Here is a 17,095-nt window from a genome sequence, read left to right on the forward strand (position 1 = left end):
TGATTTAAAGTGAGACCTCGTGAAGAGGGTGAAGTTACAAAATCTTTTCCTTAAGCAAATATTCTAGCAATAATAGTTGTGAGAAAGTATCGGAAGGTGCGGCTGGATCTCTTCTTTTTAAATGAAACATAATCTTTCTGCGAATCCGCAAACCCCAGCTCGAGTTAGGCCATGCGGGGAGTGGCTCGTGGGCAGGTGCCACTTTTTCCCATAACACAATCCCAGTCGTTTCAAAAAGAGACTTTCTGTATTCACCGATTTTATCTATAAAATGATCATGGTTTCGATTAAGACTTCGCCTTCTTCGACGACCCAATCAGCCATTGAAAATAATCGTTTTGCATCGACTGGGGAAGTTCCCTTTTACTGAAACTGAATGATTTTTCAAATTTATTTTACTTTGAAACTGAAGGCGTTTCGCATGAAGATTAAATCATTGTGAATCTCAAAACCCAAACATTCATTGCCGTTGTATTCAATTTCTTTTTTCCTCCTTGGGGTTTTTATTTTTTAAATGATCGTTTCTATTTTTGGAGGGCACTTCCACTCGTTCTATTTTATGGAGTTTTTGTCTCCGGCATTGCTTTTCTTTCGATAAAAGGGTTTTCTGGAAAATCCACGATCCTTCTCATAATTCTTTTTATTTTTTTATGGAATCTTTGTTTTGTTCGATTGGCTATTTTGTCATCTCGTAAAACCCTTCGGTCGCAAACCAAACAATTCCCAAAGCCAATATGGTTTCTTCCAATCATGATGATTTTGATTGTTTCATTACGATTGTTGATTAAGGAAAATTTAGAAAATAAAATAGCAAGGCCAATGATTGTCACAACACAATCAATGGAGCCAAACATAAATTATAACGACATTGTTATAGTCACTGATATGTTTAATGAAGCTCATCTTGAACGAGGAGACATTGTTTTCTACCAAGGACAATACGATGAGAAAGAATACCTAGCTCGTATCATTGGGATTCCTGGAGAAACGATAAAAATATTTTCTTATTGGGATTATTTATCTACTTATCATGATAATAAGAATGGTGAGGAATTCTATAAGAAAAAGATAGGAACCAAAGATTTCTCGGATTGGAAGGGTTATGGTTTTTCATTATACCAAGAAAAGATAGGTAATAAAGATGTCTTAATTTTCGATAGCTACAGAAATCAAATCTTTGAACCAAATGAAAATATATCCATCGGTTTATTTCAGTACTTTGTATTGGGAGATGATCGAAGTTTAGCTTCCCAAAAGAACAATTCTTTTGGTTTGATTGAAGATTCTAAGATAAAAGCAAAGTTTTTATTTTCTCTTATATCCAATGACACTCGGATGGAAGGAATTGTAATCTGTGCGAGTGATGCTGATGTTAAATGTAATTTAAAACGATACCTTCAGTCTTTTTTATTTTTAAATACGAGATGGTTATTTGTTGGTTATGATAATAAAAATGAAATCGTAATTGAGGATTTTGATCAGATAGGGAAAGATCCAACGAATATGGTGGTCGAGGTTTTACCAAATAAAGAAACCAAACCTGCCGATGAAAGATTTTGTGTCCTAAGCCGGAATGGACTTCGGTTACGAAAGGAACCGAATATTGAATCTGAGAAAATCGAATTGATTCCCTTCGAAGAAGAATTACTTGTAACCAAACAGAAGGATGATAGAATTATTATTGATGGGAAAGAAGGGAGTTGGGTGCAAGTCACCTACAAAGATAAGATAGGTTGGGTATTTAATGGTTATCTGGATTGGCATTGCCACCAACACGAAGATGTAAATCGATCTAAAATTGATGAATGGGATGTGATTGGAGTTTGGCATCCAGAAGGAAATAAAAATCATTACCTAAATTTGAATGCAGATGGTCGATATTTCGCGAGATTGTTTGGCGGTTGTGATAATGATGGATGCACAGTTTCTGAATTTTCGGGCTTTTGGAAGGTAAAAGACCATTATGTGATTTTAAAATCAGACGGTGACTCTTCTAGCCTTCGGACCTATATATATTGGATTGCCGAGGGTGTTTTATGGACCGACAAAGAACATCATGGTTTAAAAGAAAACTATGACAATGACATTGTGCCTATGTTTGTCAAAGAACTTTAGAGCTATCTTGTAAATTTGGATACGAAAACCACCACTTTATTTGTGGGAATTTGGAAGGATGACCACTGGAATTTACCTCTCCACCTCAATTTACATTTCGATTCCTCCATCTAACGAAAACTAAATGTGAAAACTAAGATCATGTATTATTTTTAAGTAATGATTTTAGTTCTTATTTTTACCAAAATCAGTAGAAAATCAATTTACAAACAAAATCTACCAATGTTAGGTTGCCATTATGTTTAGAATCAAATATTTCACTTTATTTACAGTGTTCTTTCTTTTTAGTCAATGTAAATCGCTTCAAACACAAGATCCATTTTACAACTCACCAGCTCAGGTAAATTTATCGAGTGATTTTAAAATTAACTTGGTTGAATTAGGTTTCTATCGCAAAATTGGGGCAGATTGGTGGGGTGAGGATTTTTATGTTGCGACCTTTGAAGTAACAAACCTTAGTAAAAATTTTCGATTTTACAGCATTTGTGATAGGAAGTTACCCGAGTCTTACTTTGAATATTCAGCTAAAAAATCTACCTTTGGTCGTCATTACGAAACTTCGCCAGCAAGGTTTGAGAAATCAGACTTTGTCAATGGCTTTCCAGAAATGAAGTTACTTGTTGAAATCACAAATCCAGAGCTTGTCCCTACTGCGACGTATGGTAACAAAGCTGTATTTCCTAAAGTGAGTGGTAATACATATGCGGCTGCAATGACGGCTTGTTATTATGGAATTCCGATGTCACGTGATACGGATGGAGGGGAAACCAATACAGGATGGATTGGACAAAACGGCGGAAAGGGGACAATTCGTGCAATTTATTCTGTACCTGCCGGTGCTCGATTCTTAAAATTTGAGCAACAGAAATACTATTCGGCAAATTTAGAGCGATTTGAGAAACAAAAGTAAAAAACTAAAAAGTTAGTAGTCTAACCTCCTTTAAAGATATAGGCTACTAACTTCGTTTTAATTTAAAATCGAAAGTTAAAATTCACTTTTTTACTTTGCGATTGGAATTGTGGACCACTCAGTTCCTTCTAAATCTAATTTCGTTTCTTTTTCGATTTCTGCTTTTATCTCAGGTGTTTGCACAATCTCTTTAAACCCAGAATACCCAGATGTATCTGGTGTGCCACCACCTAATAAGGCGGAAGCAATCGCGCCAGCAACCTTGATTCCTAAACTAGTTTTAAAACTACCCACAATCGATTCACCAACATTGTCCATATCTGGATCTTGTTCAAGTGGAGTTCCATTGAATTCGATTCTATACTTGCCTAACACTAAAACTTGATTGGGTTTGACGGTGAATTTTGATTTTTCAAGATTGATTCGGTCGAACACGTGATAGAAATTGGCTTCAGGTTGGTTTTGGTTTCCTTTTTGGTGGATATGGGCACCAACAAACGCATACTCACCTGGCTCAATATTCAAATAGTACAATCGAGTTTGGGAAGCAAAATTGGATTCCATCAATTTAAGTTCGCTGATTTTCTTTTTGGTTTTGTCAAATTTTACAAGCCATACCCTTTGAGCACTTTGGTCTCCAAATAAAAGTTTTGGAACACCCATTTCGAATACGATGGCTGACGATTTATTTGGATAGTTTGGTAAAATATCCGGTTTTGATCTGCAATTGAAAAGAGTTGCTGCAATAGCAAGAGTGATAAAGATTCTCATTTGTATCCTGTTAATTGGTCTTTTAGCAAAAAGAATCTAATTGAAGTTAAATTGTCAATGAAAATATAGAGTAATAATTTATGTTAATGTGAATGCTTTTCACACAGAATGATTTTTCTCGGAAACTACCTGGTTCCTTCCTTTTTTTTTGGCTTCGTATAAGTATTGGTCAGCTAAGTTGATGATTGATTCGGGATTTTCTTCCGGTGAATGGAGTAAGGAAATCCCGACACTAGTAGAACATTGCAATTGTTTGCCTTTGAATGCAAAGGAAAGTGATTGAAATGTGCACCGAATTTTTTCTGCAACAACGATGGCTCCATCCAATTCAGTATTAGGCAGAAGAACCAGGAATTCTTCTCCACCCCATCTGGATGGAAAATCTTGTTTTCGTAGGGATGATTTAAGAACCGTTGCAAATTCTACTAAAACAAGATCACCCATTTCATGTCCATAGGTATCATTTATAGATTTAAATAAATCTAAATCAAACAACAAAAAGGCAATTGGATATGGATTTGAACTGCGATGTTGTCTCGCCATTTCAATTTCCAAATTTGAAAAAAAAGAACGGCGATTGGAAAGACCAGTTAACGGATCTGTCATTGCAATTGCCATTAATTTTTCGTTTACATCAGTAAGTGAAGAAAACAGTTTTGAAACAATCTGATTCACTATAAATGCACTTCCACCTAATAAAAGTGAGGATATGAATATGCTAAGTAATGTTGGTTTCACTGGTGGCATAATGATATTCACCAAAGGTAAAATTTCGTAATAAACCAAAAATCCCATTGAGCTGAATAGAACTGTTGCTAAAAATGCATTGTAAACACCATAGTTTCTATCTAGAGACATGCTACTAAGAGCAATAGACCCCAAGTAACCTAAAATAAAAAATGAAGTTATATGCCCAGTGCCATAAGCAAGTACGGTAAGCCATATTAAATCAAAGGTAGCTGGAATGTAACCACTCCACCATACATCCTTTTCTACTAAGATATCGAAATGGATCAAAAGAAACCACATGATTGAAAAAACGAGGTGTATCAGGCCGATTCCAACAATCCAAGGTAGTTGAAATGAATAAAAAACAAGAACCATCACGAGGGTATAAACACAACGTGCTAAATTAGCAGTTTGGAATTTTTCTGTTCCAGAAGTGTTTGCAATCGATTTGGGACTGGATTTCAGATTGAATGATTCTGGATTTTGTTTCATGGAATTAAGAAAAGAAAATCGATGGTTTCTTCCAAGTTACGGACAAATACTCATAACATTTTTTGGTATCTAAGGAAGTTAGATTTAAAAATAAAATTGGTTCCACGACATAGAATGAAAGGTTAGGACGCAATCTTCGTCAATAAATTAAATGATGAGCGTACGTTTGAGATGCTTCATTCCATCAAAATTCTGAAAAACCACAAATGGGGTTTTTAAAAAAGGTATTACGGATTTTTCTTAAAAATTTATTGTTTTTTCGATTTTAATCCGTTCTCTATTTCCAAAATTCGAGCCTTTACCAATGTTTTTACAAGTGGATCAGGTAGGGGAGACGAAACAGAAAAATGAACAACTGTTGAGGAAAAACTCTGTTCAGTTAAAAGATGTTTCATGTCTTTTAAAATGTTACCTTCCATAATAAAGATTCAGTTTTGAAACAATTTCCCAAATGAAATGGTTTAATCAAGGTTGATGGGTTTTTTCTCGAGAAGTAGTTTTGAGAAAATGCCAATCGATGATCAAAACGAGTAGAGAAATGATCGTTAAACCTAATGCCCAAAAAAAAGATAAATAATCAGAAAGCACACCAAATCCAGGGATTCCTGGTTGCGCATTTCGAATTGCTGGTAAAACGAGTACTAGTAACGCAAAGAGGAATAATTCTGATACATGAATTTCTTTTTGGTACAATAAGATACGCGTTGTAATCAAAATCGTAATTAATCCTATGCAAAACATTGTTACCATTATGAACACAGATACAAATTGGTTGCTTTTTGTTCGTTCCACTTGGATGAGACGGTCCACATTTCCTGTGGAACGATCAATCCAAAAGTCTTCCACTGGTTTATCCAAAAATTCAAGTTTATAACTTGCAATGGGTGATTGCATATTAAATACGATAGGAATTCCAATGTAATCTAATTCAGATGATTTTTTGAAAAAACCCAAACTAATTGTAGATTGGAACTGATCAAATGGATAGTCTGTAACAGTACCAACTAAAGGCAGGGTGATCAAAATTTTACGGATAGGTTGCTTGGCTTTAAAGTTAAATTCTTCATTGCTACTGTATGAAATTAACCTGAGATCTTCTTTAGGTGTGTCGGACCTTCGATTTAAACTCAAATCTTCTGCAAGATAAATTCTTAATTCAACCTTAGCTTCTCGTTTTTCTATTTCTATTGATCTTACATCGGCATGTATCACTGAAGTTTTCACGTGGTCAATATCAACATCCGTAAAAGATGCAAAATCCGATTTATCTTTTATGAAATACCGAACACTGGAAATGTAACTTCCTGTAATCAGAATTAAAATCAAAAATATTAGTTGGAATCTGTTTGATGAAACTAAATTTTTAATTGAATTCATTATAAGTTTGTCCACGCCAAAGAAATTAATGTAAATAGTGCTAAGAAGAAAATGAATCCGTAAAAGTAAATTTGGAAAGTATACAAACGAATGATTCCTTCAAACGATTTGGTTAAATCTTCGAGCGTTAGGATTTCTTTTTCTGAAACCTTTTTGAAGAGAATTGATACTCTAACAGTAAGGTAACCTAAGATGATTTGTAATAATCCTTCGAAAATGTTTCCGTAATTATCTTTAATTGTGACTAGTCCGCCGATTAAGTAAATGATACCTAATAGGATTAAAATTTTCCCAAATAAACTCATTCTAGATGAGATTTTATGCAAGATCAGGTTGATATTAATACCAGTTGTTTGTTGTTCCATTATTCTTTTTCCTTCTCTAATCTTTTGCACGCCTGTACGAGTCCTTGTCCATTATTGCAAGCCAAGTCTAAGTATTTAATTCCTTCGTTTCTATTACCTAAAAGTAGATTGGCTCTACCTATGGAATATGAATTTTGGTGAGAAACAACCATGTCCTTTTGTTGTGCATAAGCTTCGCTGTTTTCTGCCTCTAAATGGTATTCCCTAGCTTTCTCGTAATTTCCTGCCAGTAAATAACTATCTCCTAAGTAAGATAGTAACCGATAAGTCGGAGTAAACTTTTCCTTACATCCTTCTAATAGTTTCGTTCCTTTTACAGAATCCTCATAGTAGGCATAATTAAATCCGTATTCAATACAATAATCCAAACTATCAGGTTCCTTTTTGGCAGCTAATTCAAAACTTTTTAACATTTTAGGTGTAAGTGCTTCCTTCCATTGGTCATAGTAACTTAAACCCAAAACATAATCATATAATCCAATTTCGCTTTTCTTCTGGGATAATTCAGCAGCTAAAGTTTCAATTCTTTTCAATTGGTCACGACGATATGTTGGGGAGTGAACCCAATACTCAAATAAACCATGTTTTGAAAGAATATTATTCCCTTTTTCATGAGTTTCCAAACTCCTTTGGATCAAAGTGAATGCTTCACTATCCAAGGCAAATTTTGAGTCAGGAAAATTGTTTGAATTTCTTAACTTCACTAAGGCTAATCCGATGAAACATTCTTCACGATCGGACTGTAGAGATATACACGTTTTATAGGATTCTTCTGCGTTAGCATAATCATTAGCATATAAACGCAAATTCCCTTCTAAGATAAAAAATTCAGCATTCCTTGGATCAGTATTAAAGGAAGAGTTTTCCATACCAATGGCAATGTTGTAATAACTGAGTGCTTTATCATATTTTTCATTCCAAATTTTTGAATACAAAGTATAGTCATTTTCCCAAAACTTAAATACCAATTCATCTAATTTGAATATGTCATGGCCCATCCGAATATGAGATTCGAAAATTTTGTTTTGAAATGGAAAATTCCCTGTTACATCATTTTCAAACCCTTTGGTAAAATATTGGATTGCAAGTTCCGGATTATTTTCGGTATCTAAATAAAAAAGTCCAAGTTCCCAATTTTCTCGTACCAAACTAGGAGTGTTTTCTATTTGTTTAATTAACTTTGCTTCATATGATTTTTTTTGAAGATAAATTCCTAAATCCTTTGCCCAACCAATTTTATCAAAAACACCAAATGAATGTTTTAGATCTAAGTTTCCTAAACTTAGAAAAACCAGAATGAATGCAAAGATTGCTTCTGAGATAAGAACCCGAATGTGTTTAAATTCTTTACTTAGAATTCTGAGTTTTAGTTTCATTTTTATCTCCTAATGTCCAATAATTGTTTTAGTGGTCACTTCTTCTATTTTTCCAATCGATTTCATCATTTGGCGATTGATTTTATTTGTGTCACCTATCAAGGAAATTTGAAACGCACCTGAGCCACTGATATATTTAGTGAACTTTAAAAAATCTTTCCAATTTGTTTCTTTAATGGATTCAAACACCAAACGATCTAAATCCTCTTTGATGCCTAATCTTTCAGAGCGAATGAATTCATCGATTAAATACCGATCCGATTTTGAAATTGTATTGGTTGCATTCATCATAGAGATTTTTGCTTCTTCAAATCTTTTTTCTGATATGTTTTTTAATTGAAGGCTTTCATTGGAATCTCTCAAACAATTTTGCAGTTTATCTACTTGGCACGATAAATTCACCATCCAGAGGATCGGATCATCATTTGATTCAGGGAAATCTAAAAATAGGTCGGCGGCATAGGCATTTCCCGTTTGTTCGCGCATAGCCATAAAAAATGGAGAAGCCAATCCATCATACAAAGCGTTAAACAATCCTATGTAAGGGAATGTATTTTTATCTTTTAAGTTTATTGTTGCAAAGTAATTTAATTCAGCATGTGGTCTTTTTCGGTTGAGCACATAGAAAATAGTTTCATTGTTTGGTCTAAATTTCCTTTTTGATAAGTTGTTTGTATCGATTGGATTTGTTTTCTCTAAATATTCGTAAAAAATATTTTTTTCTAGAGTATCAAAGTTTATATTTCCATAATATGTAATTTTTGATTTGTATTTAAGTAAATTACCTAACAAGTTGATTGCTTCCGACGATTTGAACTTTTTTAAATCATCAGGGGTTGCATAAAAGTAACGAAGGCTATCTTTTCCATATAATGCATATTGGTGTAAGGCCAAATCGAGAGAAAATTCATCATCTTTTTTGTTTTCTAGTCGAGTGATGTAATCGCTAACTAAATTTTCCCAAACCTCTTTCGAAGAGTTAACTGACTTGATTGAATGTTCTAATAAACGAAAAGATGCAAGGAATTGTGCGTCTTCTCCTTCCATCGTAATTTCAAGAGCTTCTCCATTTGTTAAGATTGATATGGAGCTCCCCAATAAATAAAATTTTGTGGATAGGGCATTGGCCGTATATAAATCAGTTCCTAAGTGTTTCCAGTAATCAATAGAAACATCTAAATAAGGACTTATCCAAGCTCCTTTTTCAATGATCATTTTAAATTTAAACAAAGAATTTTCTTTGTTTTTTTGGTAAATGAATTGGTTTCCATTGGCGTAGATTTTCGATTCAATTTGTTCGAAGTCAGCAAATATTGGAGATAAAGATTGAGAGGGTTCAAATGAAAATTCTTTTTTGTATTTTGATTCTTCTTCTTTGCTAAATTCTAATTTGGATATTGATGGTTTTTCGATAAACGTATAATTCTGATTCGTTTGTTTGGTTTCAATTGATACAATATTATTGTTCACATAGATTTTAACAAATTCACTCAAATCATCCTTGGTGACTTGATTTAAAGATTCAAATTTCTGTTGTAAGTCTTTAAAGTTCCAGTTGGCGAGAAACATTTCTGTCATCTCATGGATTCTAAATCCATTATCATCTTTGTATTTGATATGATTGAGTTTCTCATTTTTTTGAATTGATTGGAGTTGTTCATCAGTGAAATCTTTTGATTCAATTTTTTTGAATGCTGCTAAGATCTCCAATTTTGTTTCTTCAAGAGATTTGATTTTACTAGGTTCGATCCAGATATTGAGAATGAGATAGTCTTTCCATTCTGTAATGTTAGTAGAAACTGAGCTTACTTTCTGAGTGTAATATAAACTATCATCTAATAGACCATTATGACCATTAGAGAGTAATAAAGACAAAATATTGATTTGCGATAAAAATTTAGGTGAAGTTTTCGGTAGTTTGATTCCAAAGAGGTATATTTTCTTTTTGGATGGAACCCAAATTATATTTTTTGATTCTTGTGGTGTATGTTCTGGGATTTGAAATTTCGATTCTGTTCCATCTTTTTGCATTTTACCAAAAGTATTTTTAATTTCATCAATCACTTCCTCAGGATTCATATTTCCCGACATACAAATGGCCATTTTGGAAGGTACATAGTTTTCTTTGAAAAATTGGTGGATTTTTCCAAGAGAAGGGTTCTTTAAATCCTCATCTCGACCAATGGGAGTTTTTATACCATAAGGGTGATTGGGAAACATGATTTGGTGGTACTGTTTGAATAAATTCGAACGGAAATCCATTACACGTAAATTTCGTTCTTCAAAAACGGACTCCAGTTCCGTATGGAATGTTCGGAATACTGGGTTCCGGAATCGTTCCCACTCTAATTGGATGAAATTTTTGATTTGGTTTGCAGGTACGGTAGCAATATAGTAAGTCCGATCATTGGAAGTGAATGCATTTGATTCTGTGATACCCATTTTACTTTGCATTCTTGAAAATTCATTTGGGATAACAAATTGACTTGCTTCATAAGATAATTTGTCAATCTGTTCATAAATTTTTTTTCGTGTGCCATTTTCTTTTGTTTGGCGGTATGTTTCATATAGAGATTCAATTTTTTCTAAGTATGGCTTTTCTTTCGTGTAGTCACTTGTCCCAATGTTACTTGTTCCTTTAAACATCAAATGTTCTAAATAATGTGCAAGTCCCGTGGCATCATCAGGATCATCGGCAGATCCTGCATTGATGAGGATTGAAGTTTTTACAGTTGGCTCTTTGGGATTTACACTTAAGTAAACGGACAATCCATTTTCTAGATGATATTCTTGTACAGGGAATGGCTCTGAAAAAAGTGAGAGGAAGGTATTGCAGTGTAGTTGCAATACTGACAAGAGTAAGATGAAAATTCGATATTTATAAGAAAAGGAAACCATTAAGATAGTGAAAATCTTCCTTGTGATGAATTTCTTGCAAGAAAAAACTATTGATTGACCAGTTAACACATAGTTTATTTTTAAATGCTGTTAGGGGAAAAATATGAGTTATAATGAAAATCTAAAAGGATTAAACGGTTGGTTGGTTTTAGTGGGGATTGCGCTTGTCATTTTCCCGATTCGATTGGGATACCTTTCTGGTCCTTTGTTTTATAATATGTTTACAGATGGAAGTTTTGAGTATTTGACAACACCTGGTACAGAATCCTACCACCCCTTATGGAAACCTCTTTTGATTTTTGAAGCATCTTACAATGCCCTTCTTTTCATCAGTAGTTTAGTGTTGGCTTATTTATTTGGTACGAAACATTATTTATTTCCCAAGGGATATTCAGTTTTTTTATTTTTACCTGTAGTGATTTTACCTTTGGACCTTTATCTCGCATCACTCATTCCGATGGGAGAAGATCCGTTTGACCCTGCCACTCTTAAGGAAATGGTTCGTTCTGTCATTGCAGCTTTGATTTGGATTCCCTATATGTTCGTTTCCAAACGAGTGAAAGCCACGTTTGTAGAAGGTAAATCGCAAAAAAATACAATAGAATCAGGTCAGGAAACCAACTGAATCAGTTTCTTTTCCCAATGAACCTTCATCCTATTCAATTTAGGGCGATGGTTCATTTTTTTCTTCGTTCAAAATTGCCATTAAAAAACTTGGGATTACAACGATCGCATTGATCCCTCCATGTAGAAAGTGCATCATGAATTCTGAGTTTATCAGATCCAAATCAAACAAAACGAATTCTTTTCCAAGAGCGATACTGAGTGAAAAGAGAATCGAAATGAAATGGATCAAGTAAAGGAATTTTGAAAATCTACGCTTCGGCTTTAAAACGTTTAAAATATATAATATGATTACTGGGAATAAAATCAAATACCCAATCACACCAAATTTTTTCAATCCTCCCCATTGATCGATTCCAATCGCGATCACAAGGAATAAACTTGAAATAAAACCAACAAATACTGTTGGCAATACTAAGTTTCGATGTTTGATCGCAAGATAACAAATACCCGATAAGTATAACCAACCTATAAAACATCCATGGATGCTTGCGTAAAAACTCCAAGTTTTATCGTATCCTAATAACTGAAAATCATTTGTTCCAGATACAAACCAAGTTGCTGAAATCAAACTAAATAGGAATGGAAGTAGACCTAGCCAATGTTTGTTGATGAATCGTTTTTTCTTATGGATATTGATGTACAGATAAAGTCCAAATCCACAATAAAATAACCATATAAAGGAAAGTTGGGGTAGGTATCCCCCTATCGAAAGGAAAACAGAAACTAAGGCAACATAATAGAATTGTTTGTATAATTTTGAATTTTCTAAAAAGAAATGATTGCATACGAGGGGTGAAATTGTATAACCAAAACATAGAATGATGGATAGATATTCAATTTTTCCCAACATTTGTTTTCCTAATGACCAAGAAACCGATCCTACCACAAGAAATATTTAGTTTTCATTCTTTCTGTCTGCCATTTTATCAAATCCCTTTTTATTTGTTTGGAAAACGAAGGTATAAAAAAGTAAAAGGGTTAGTCCACTCCGAATTTTTAATTCCTATGTCACTTGGATTGCCTTTGTTTTCCTGGAAACGTTACAAGATTTCCGGATTGGTTTTATTTGCTCTTTGGCAAACAGAAGAAGACTTAAATCAATTTCTATTGTCAAAAGAATCGAAATGGATGCAATCGGGATGGCACGTACGTTTACGAATGATTAGACGGTGGGGTAAAATCCAAGAACTTGCGGAAGCAACTGTGTTTGGACGTACTTCAAATCCTGATCAAACAACAATATCAATCACACTTGCACGTTTGAAACTAACTGAACTCCTTAGGTTCACGAAATGGGGAAAACCTGTGGAATCCCAAGTAAAAAACCATCCAGGAAAACAAATGGCATTTGCTGCATTTCGTCCTCCTCGCCATTTTTTAACCTTCAGTATCTGGAAAACAGAAACGGATATCGTCCAAATGGTGAATGGAAACGATCCTAGAAAAGACGGGATCGAACACAGAGAAGCCATGGCAGAACGGAAGAGAAAGGATTTTCACTTTGAGTTTACGACACTTCGATTCGAAATTTTAGGTGGTAATGGATTGGAACTGGGTATCAATTCAAAATCTGTTTAGAAAATTCAAGGATGGTCCAACTCATTTCAATTAAATGGTTTTCTTTATGGGCCATCGGAAACACAACGAACATAATCAAATGAGGATTTTGTTTGGCTTGAAATAGCAAGACCTGTACAGTAATTGATAAACCAACCATCTGTTAAACTAAAGGCGCTGCCTGTCCAATAACGACAAACTTTTGAAGCATCGTAAGGGAATAAATCTGTATTAATTTTAAATCCGCTAGAACTGCAACTACTTCCGTTATCATCGGAAATTGTAGTAGGACTGTTAGCACAATATAAAGTAAGTTTCATTTCATTTTTTGTAGCAGGTCGCCATGATCTTCCAGCAAGTGTTAGACCATTACAGTAAGACCATATCCCACTTGTTCCAAGACCATTCAGTTGAAGGGTACCTGGGTCATTACAAGAATTATCGTTAGCACTACAAAAGCGAAGCGTATTTGGAATTGCAGGTGAACAGGTGTTTGATGAATTTTCCCAAATTTGACCTGATGCACATTTAGCAAAAAAAAGATTTGTAGCCGAATACACTTGGCTTCCAAATGTTCCTGCATTTCCTTGAAATCGAATCGTTCCGTCATTCATATCCGTAAAATTTCCCCAAGGATAGATCACTTGAATCCCTACCGAGACGCTGCCTCGAGACCGTTCGGATTCTACCAAAATTAAGGGGGTCACAAATTGTGTAACCAATGACTTTTCTTTGGTCTCAGTTGATTGGAAAATATGGTAATACAAAGGGGAACAATGGTAGAACATGAGAAGCAAACTGGTAGATACGATTCGAATTTTTTTGTGCATACTTACTAACATTGATGGATCCAATCCAAAATTTGAATTTCTGAATTCCAGTCGATTGTTATCGATGGAAAACCTCATACCCATATTCTTTATCACTGTATTCCGAGAATCATAATTTGATTTGTAGCACCCCCTTAAACAGGGGGTTTTTGTTCGAAAGCCATTGGAATTAAATTTTGCTTAGAAAAGATAATTTAGAAATAAAATTAATTTACTTGTTAAGGATTCACATGTATTTCAGTTCTATATTTGCATCCATTTCAGATTTAGGAATTGATTTTGAAATTTAAAGTTTTCGTTTCCATTCTACTATTTTCAGTTTTGATTCAGCCCATAAGTGCCACAAATATCCTTTTGCGAAATGGGGAAACTATCAAAGGGAAGGTGGTAAGCCAAGATGACCTAACCATACAAATAGTTCCAGAGGGCGGTAGTCCCAAATATTTAAAAAAATCAGAAGTGCTAAAGGTCGTTTATAAAGAAGTGTCTGAAATCGAATTGAAAAACATTCGATTGGAGGAAGAAAAGAAAATTAGATCTGCGAACAAACAGTCACCTTCAAAGTAACATTTGGGAACAAAAACAAAAGACTTGTTTCTGTTCCCAAATGATTGCTTATTTCTTTTGGTACTCTAAAAGTACCACCTTTGAATTGTATTCCTTTGATCGAATGAAGTCTAGGCTTCGATCCGTTTGAATGGAATCGAATAAAGGCACCCCTTGGGCTATGACCATCGGATTGACCTTAACAAACAGCCTATCAATTTCATTTCTCTCCCAAAGTAATCCGGCAAGTTTGCCTCCACCACACAGATAGATATGCCCCAATTTTTTCTGTGAGCGTAACAGTTGCACGGTTTTTTGCAATTGTGTTGTTTTAATGATATTGATGTTTTCCCCGAAATGGGAGTCCACTAATTGGTCACTTACCAAGTAATGGTCCATCCAAGGGTAAGCTTTTTCTCCAGGGATCAGTCCAAATTCAAATCCATATTCGTAAGTTTTTTTACCCATGAGTACGTCAGAATATTGAAGCAAATCGTTTTTATAATCAATTGCGTGATCACCTTCTGATAAAAACAATGTTGTGTTTGTAGAATGGCTATCGATATAACCATTGATTGAAGCGGCAACGTAATAATGTATCTCTCTCATAAATCACCTGATAAGATTTAGAAATCATTTGTTTGAAAGTGTGAAATTACACTTTGTTTGGTTCTAGGTGGGTTAGGAGCGAGTCATTACCATTGTCATTCGTCAGAAAGAACTTTCTTCTATCTGCCTCATCTGTAGATGATCAATATCACAAAAATTAGGATTTTGTAAATTCTTTTTTATCAAATTTTTAGATCCAAACAATATGACATTTTAGTTCGAAGTGTTTGTATCTGATGGTGGGCAACAGATAGACACCAATTCTTCAAGATGTTTTAAAATGAATTTAAATTTTTGAATCGCAGCACTTGGGTTTAGTTGGTAGTATACATGTTTTCCCGATTTTTCACGATGAAGGATTCCTACTTCTTGTAACAAGGTAAGATGTCTTGAGATTACGGAACGATCGTAATCTAAATGTTTTGAAAGTTCCGATACATCGGCCCGACCATGCCGAATTACTTGTTTTAAAACTTCTATGCGACTTGGTTCTGACAATGCCGTCAAAAATTTAGAATCTAAAACAGAATCTAATGCTTCGATTGCGGATTCTCTTTTTTTTTCTGATTGCGTACGTGATTTTGCCACAATCCTTCTAACTTAAATTCATACAAGTAAGGGTCTAGTCTTTTTCGTTTTGGATTGACAATCTATGTTTGTATTTAATATGTGCATAAGTGTGCATATATGCACATAGGAGTGGTTTATGGAATTAAGAGATTTAAGTTACCTATTTTTGGTAATGTTTACAGGCCTTGCTTTTTTTGATGGGATCATATTACATTTGTGGAAGTACAAACTTTACAAATACAATGATACAATTTATGAACACAAATTGCATACATTTAGAGCGATACTTTTCCCTTTTGTGCTTGTTGGATTTTTTCTTTATGAATTGTCGGGAATTCTATATATACTAACCCTTTTCATAGTTTCCGTTGATTTAGTGATTCAAATTTTTGATATGATGGAAGAAAAAGATGCTCGAAGTCGTTTTGGTGGACTTAGTTCATTTGAATATATCTTACATGTAACACTTACTTCGCTTCATTCATCGATGTTATTGTTATATATTCTTTCAAAACCTAAGAATACGATCTCATTTGAAATTATGGAAATCAATGTCACAAATGGGATACACCATTTTGTTGCCATAAATCTTCTTCCTGGTGCGATTTTCATCGCTATCTTACATATCGTTTTATGCCATCCATATTTTCGAGAGCCAAATGTTTCCACAATGTTTAAAACGAAAGAAAGAAATCAGAATTTGAAATTGAATGAGAATCCCAATTGATGATAAAATGATTATGAAGCGAAATGTATATATGAAAGTGTTTTCGATTTCGCAGTAGAGATTTGGTTGTTGCTTGTAGCTTCGCAACAACCTTTCTGATTAATTACCAGAGAGTTTTTGAGCTTCCTCACATTCAGGGATGGATACTTTGTCTTTGGTTCCTTTAAAACTGTCACATGTCAATTTTCCAAAGGCGCTAATGCATTTTTCAAATGCTTCGACTTGGTCAGCAGTGACTTCTCTTTTTTCTTCGATTCTTTTTTTCTCTGCTTCTTTCATTTTTTCATCAAAAAAGGCGATACAATTTTCTTCCGATTGCATAAAGGGAGGAATCATATTGCGGTAAGCAGGAGGAATTTTAGCAAACTCGTCTTTCGTACATTCAATCGTTTTGGAACACATTGTTTTTTGAAATTGAGGAACAAGTTCTTTGAGTTTAGCTTCTGGAGACTGTGAAAGTTTGTTGCAATACCCAAGTGTGAAAAGGCAAGAAACAATTGTTATCACTTGTAATCGTTTGTTCATAAAAACCCCTAGATGGTCGAATTTGACCAAACTTACAAGTTTTCTATCGTTCTGAAAAGAAATATTTGTAA

Annotated in this window: 17 protein-coding genes; 6 read left to right on the top strand and 11 right to left on the bottom strand. The window is 34.2% G+C overall.

Features of this window, described 5'->3' with window-relative positions; translation table 11 throughout:
- Window positions 1–438 precede the first annotated feature (438 nt).
- Entirely contained in the window at window positions 439–2,115 is a 1,677-nt protein-coding gene (gene lepB, locus LEP1GSC202_RS11000) for a signal peptidase I (protein ID WP_015677852.1), read from the top strand.
- Between the two features lie 238 nt (window positions 2,116–2,353).
- Entirely contained in the window at window positions 2,354–3,025 is a 672-nt protein-coding gene (locus LEP1GSC202_RS11005; RefSeq protein WP_015677829.1) for a hypothetical protein, read from the top strand.
- A 90-nt stretch (window positions 3,026–3,115) separates the two neighbouring features.
- Here the strand turns inward: LEP1GSC202_RS11005 and LEP1GSC202_RS11010 are convergent, their stop codons facing one another.
- From LEP1GSC202_RS11010 to LEP1GSC202_RS11035, 6 genes are all read right to left on the bottom strand, one after another.
- On the bottom strand, window positions 3,116–3,796 hold the full coding sequence (locus LEP1GSC202_RS11010) for a hypothetical protein (RefSeq protein WP_015677879.1): 681 nt from the start codon (window positions 3,794–3,796) through the stop codon (window positions 3,116–3,118).
- Between the two features lie 99 nt (window positions 3,797–3,895).
- Window positions 3,896–5,017, bottom strand: a complete 1,122-nt coding sequence (locus LEP1GSC202_RS11015; protein WP_015677875.1) for a GGDEF domain-containing protein — start codon at window positions 5,015–5,017, stop codon at window positions 3,896–3,898.
- Between the two features lie 465 nt (window positions 5,018–5,482).
- Window positions 5,483–6,394: a DUF4436 family protein gene (locus LEP1GSC202_RS11020; protein ID WP_015677841.1), complete on the bottom strand. Its 912-nt coding sequence runs from the start codon at window positions 6,392–6,394 to the stop codon at window positions 5,483–5,485.
- On the bottom strand, window positions 6,394–6,759 hold the full coding sequence (locus LEP1GSC202_RS11025) for a hypothetical protein (RefSeq protein ID WP_015677864.1): 366 nt from the start codon (window positions 6,757–6,759) through the stop codon (window positions 6,394–6,396). Before LEP1GSC202_RS11025 ends, LEP1GSC202_RS11020 begins: the two co-directional genes overlap by 1 nt.
- Window positions 6,759–8,135, bottom strand: a complete 1,377-nt coding sequence (locus tag LEP1GSC202_RS11030; protein ID WP_015677928.1) for a tetratricopeptide repeat protein — start codon at window positions 8,133–8,135, stop codon at window positions 6,759–6,761. Before LEP1GSC202_RS11030 ends, LEP1GSC202_RS11025 begins: the two co-directional genes overlap by 1 nt.
- A 9-nt stretch (window positions 8,136–8,144) precedes the next feature.
- Entirely contained in the window at window positions 8,145–10,904 is a 2,760-nt protein-coding gene (locus tag LEP1GSC202_RS11035; protein ID WP_244147712.1) for a M16 family metallopeptidase, read from the bottom strand.
- Between the two features lie 232 nt (window positions 10,905–11,136).
- Here LEP1GSC202_RS11035 and LEP1GSC202_RS11040 point away from each other — a divergent pair, with 232 nt between their 5' ends.
- Window positions 11,137–11,658: a DUF2569 domain-containing protein gene (locus tag LEP1GSC202_RS11040; RefSeq protein ID WP_015677917.1), complete on the top strand. Its 522-nt coding sequence runs from the start codon at window positions 11,137–11,139 to the stop codon at window positions 11,656–11,658.
- Between the two features lie 39 nt (window positions 11,659–11,697).
- Here the strand turns inward: LEP1GSC202_RS11040 and LEP1GSC202_RS11045 are convergent, their stop codons facing one another.
- The gene (locus tag LEP1GSC202_RS11045; protein ID WP_015677880.1) at window positions 11,698–12,510 is read right to left on the bottom strand and encodes a membrane protein; all 813 of its coding nucleotides are present in this window, start codon (window positions 12,508–12,510) and stop codon (window positions 11,698–11,700) included.
- 11 nt (window positions 12,511–12,521) lie between these two features.
- Between LEP1GSC202_RS11045 and LEP1GSC202_RS11050 the strand changes: the two genes are divergently transcribed.
- Entirely contained in the window at window positions 12,522–13,238 is a 717-nt protein-coding gene (locus LEP1GSC202_RS11050; protein ID WP_015677876.1) for a hypothetical protein, read from the top strand.
- A 44-nt stretch (window positions 13,239–13,282) separates the two neighbouring features.
- Here the strand turns inward: LEP1GSC202_RS11050 and LEP1GSC202_RS19655 are convergent, their stop codons facing one another.
- Complete coding sequence (locus LEP1GSC202_RS19655; RefSeq protein WP_244147713.1) at window positions 13,283–14,125, bottom strand: DUF1566 domain-containing protein; 843 nt, start codon at window positions 14,123–14,125, stop codon at window positions 13,283–13,285.
- A gap of 201 nt (window positions 14,126–14,326) precedes the next feature.
- On the opposite strand from LEP1GSC202_RS19655, the gene LEP1GSC202_RS11060 reads away from it, so the two are divergent.
- Window positions 14,327–14,614 carry an LA_0442/LA_0875 N-terminal domain-containing protein gene (locus tag LEP1GSC202_RS11060; RefSeq protein WP_015677903.1) on the top strand — a complete coding sequence of 96 codons (288 nt, stop codon included), beginning with the start codon at window positions 14,327–14,329 and terminating at the stop codon, window positions 14,612–14,614.
- Between the two features lie 48 nt (window positions 14,615–14,662).
- Here LEP1GSC202_RS11060 and LEP1GSC202_RS11065 read toward each other — a convergent pair whose 3' ends face one another.
- Window positions 14,663–15,202: a dihydrofolate reductase family protein gene (locus LEP1GSC202_RS11065; protein ID WP_015677949.1), complete on the bottom strand. Its 540-nt coding sequence runs from the start codon at window positions 15,200–15,202 to the stop codon at window positions 14,663–14,665.
- Window positions 15,203–15,415: 213 nt separating this feature from the next.
- On the bottom strand, window positions 15,416–15,790 hold the full coding sequence (locus LEP1GSC202_RS11070) for an ArsR/SmtB family transcription factor (RefSeq protein ID WP_039928897.1): 375 nt from the start codon (window positions 15,788–15,790) through the stop codon (window positions 15,416–15,418).
- 118 nt (window positions 15,791–15,908) lie between these two features.
- Between LEP1GSC202_RS11070 and LEP1GSC202_RS11075 the strand changes: the two genes are divergently transcribed.
- A complete protein-coding gene (locus LEP1GSC202_RS11075) occupies window positions 15,909–16,499 on the top strand; it encodes a hypothetical protein (RefSeq protein ID WP_015677955.1) in 591 nt (196 codons plus the stop codon).
- Window positions 16,500–16,598: 99 nt separating this feature from the next.
- Here the strand turns inward: LEP1GSC202_RS11075 and LEP1GSC202_RS11080 are convergent, their stop codons facing one another.
- Entirely contained in the window at window positions 16,599–17,024 is a 426-nt protein-coding gene (locus LEP1GSC202_RS11080; RefSeq protein ID WP_015677844.1) for an LA_2478/LA_2722/LA_4182 family protein, read from the bottom strand.
- Between the last annotated feature and the right edge of the window lie 71 nt (window positions 17,025–17,095).

Source organism: Leptospira yanagawae serovar Saopaulo str. Sao Paulo = ATCC 700523 (assembly GCF_000332475.2).
Classification (GTDB): Bacteria; Spirochaetota; Leptospiria; order Leptospirales; family Leptospiraceae; genus Leptospira_A; species Leptospira_A yanagawae.

Bases quoted from the DNA above. Each gene is read 5' to 3' on its own strand.
- LEP1GSC202_RS11015 (WP_015677875.1), bottom strand. From the start codon at position 5,017: ATGAAACAAAATCCAGAATCATTCAATCTGAAATCCAGTCCCAAATCG.
- LEP1GSC202_RS11030 (WP_015677928.1), bottom strand. From the start codon at position 8,135: ATGAAACTAAAACTCAGAATTCTAAGTAAAGAATTTAAACACATTCGG.
- LEP1GSC202_RS11080 (WP_015677844.1), bottom strand. From the start codon at position 17,024: ATGAACAAACGATTACAAGTGATAACAATTGTTTCTTGCCTTTTCACA.
- LEP1GSC202_RS11065 (WP_015677949.1), bottom strand. From the start codon at position 15,202: ATGAGAGAGATACATTATTACGTTGCCGCTTCAATCAATGGTTATATC.
- LEP1GSC202_RS11025 (WP_015677864.1), bottom strand. From the start codon at position 6,759: ATGGAACAACAAACAACTGGTATTAATATCAACCTGATCTTGCATAAA.
- LEP1GSC202_RS11075 (WP_015677955.1), top strand. From the start codon at position 15,909: ATGGAATTAAGAGATTTAAGTTACCTATTTTTGGTAATGTTTACAGGC.
- LEP1GSC202_RS19655 (WP_244147713.1), bottom strand. From the start codon at position 14,125: ATGAGGTTTTCCATCGATAACAATCGACTGGAATTCAGAAATTCAAAT.
- LEP1GSC202_RS11050 (WP_015677876.1), top strand. From the start codon at position 12,522: ATGACCAAGAAACCGATCCTACCACAAGAAATATTTAGTTTTCATTCT.
- LEP1GSC202_RS11010 (WP_015677879.1), bottom strand. From the start codon at position 3,796: ATGAGAATCTTTATCACTCTTGCTATTGCAGCAACTCTTTTCAATTGC.
- LEP1GSC202_RS11005 (WP_015677829.1), top strand. From the start codon at position 2,354: ATGTTTAGAATCAAATATTTCACTTTATTTACAGTGTTCTTTCTTTTT.
- LEP1GSC202_RS11020 (WP_015677841.1), bottom strand. From the start codon at position 6,394: ATGAATTCAATTAAAAATTTAGTTTCATCAAACAGATTCCAACTAATA.
- LEP1GSC202_RS11040 (WP_015677917.1), top strand. From the start codon at position 11,137: ATGAGTTATAATGAAAATCTAAAAGGATTAAACGGTTGGTTGGTTTTA.
- LEP1GSC202_RS11045 (WP_015677880.1), bottom strand. From the start codon at position 12,510: ATGTTGGGAAAAATTGAATATCTATCCATCATTCTATGTTTTGGTTAT.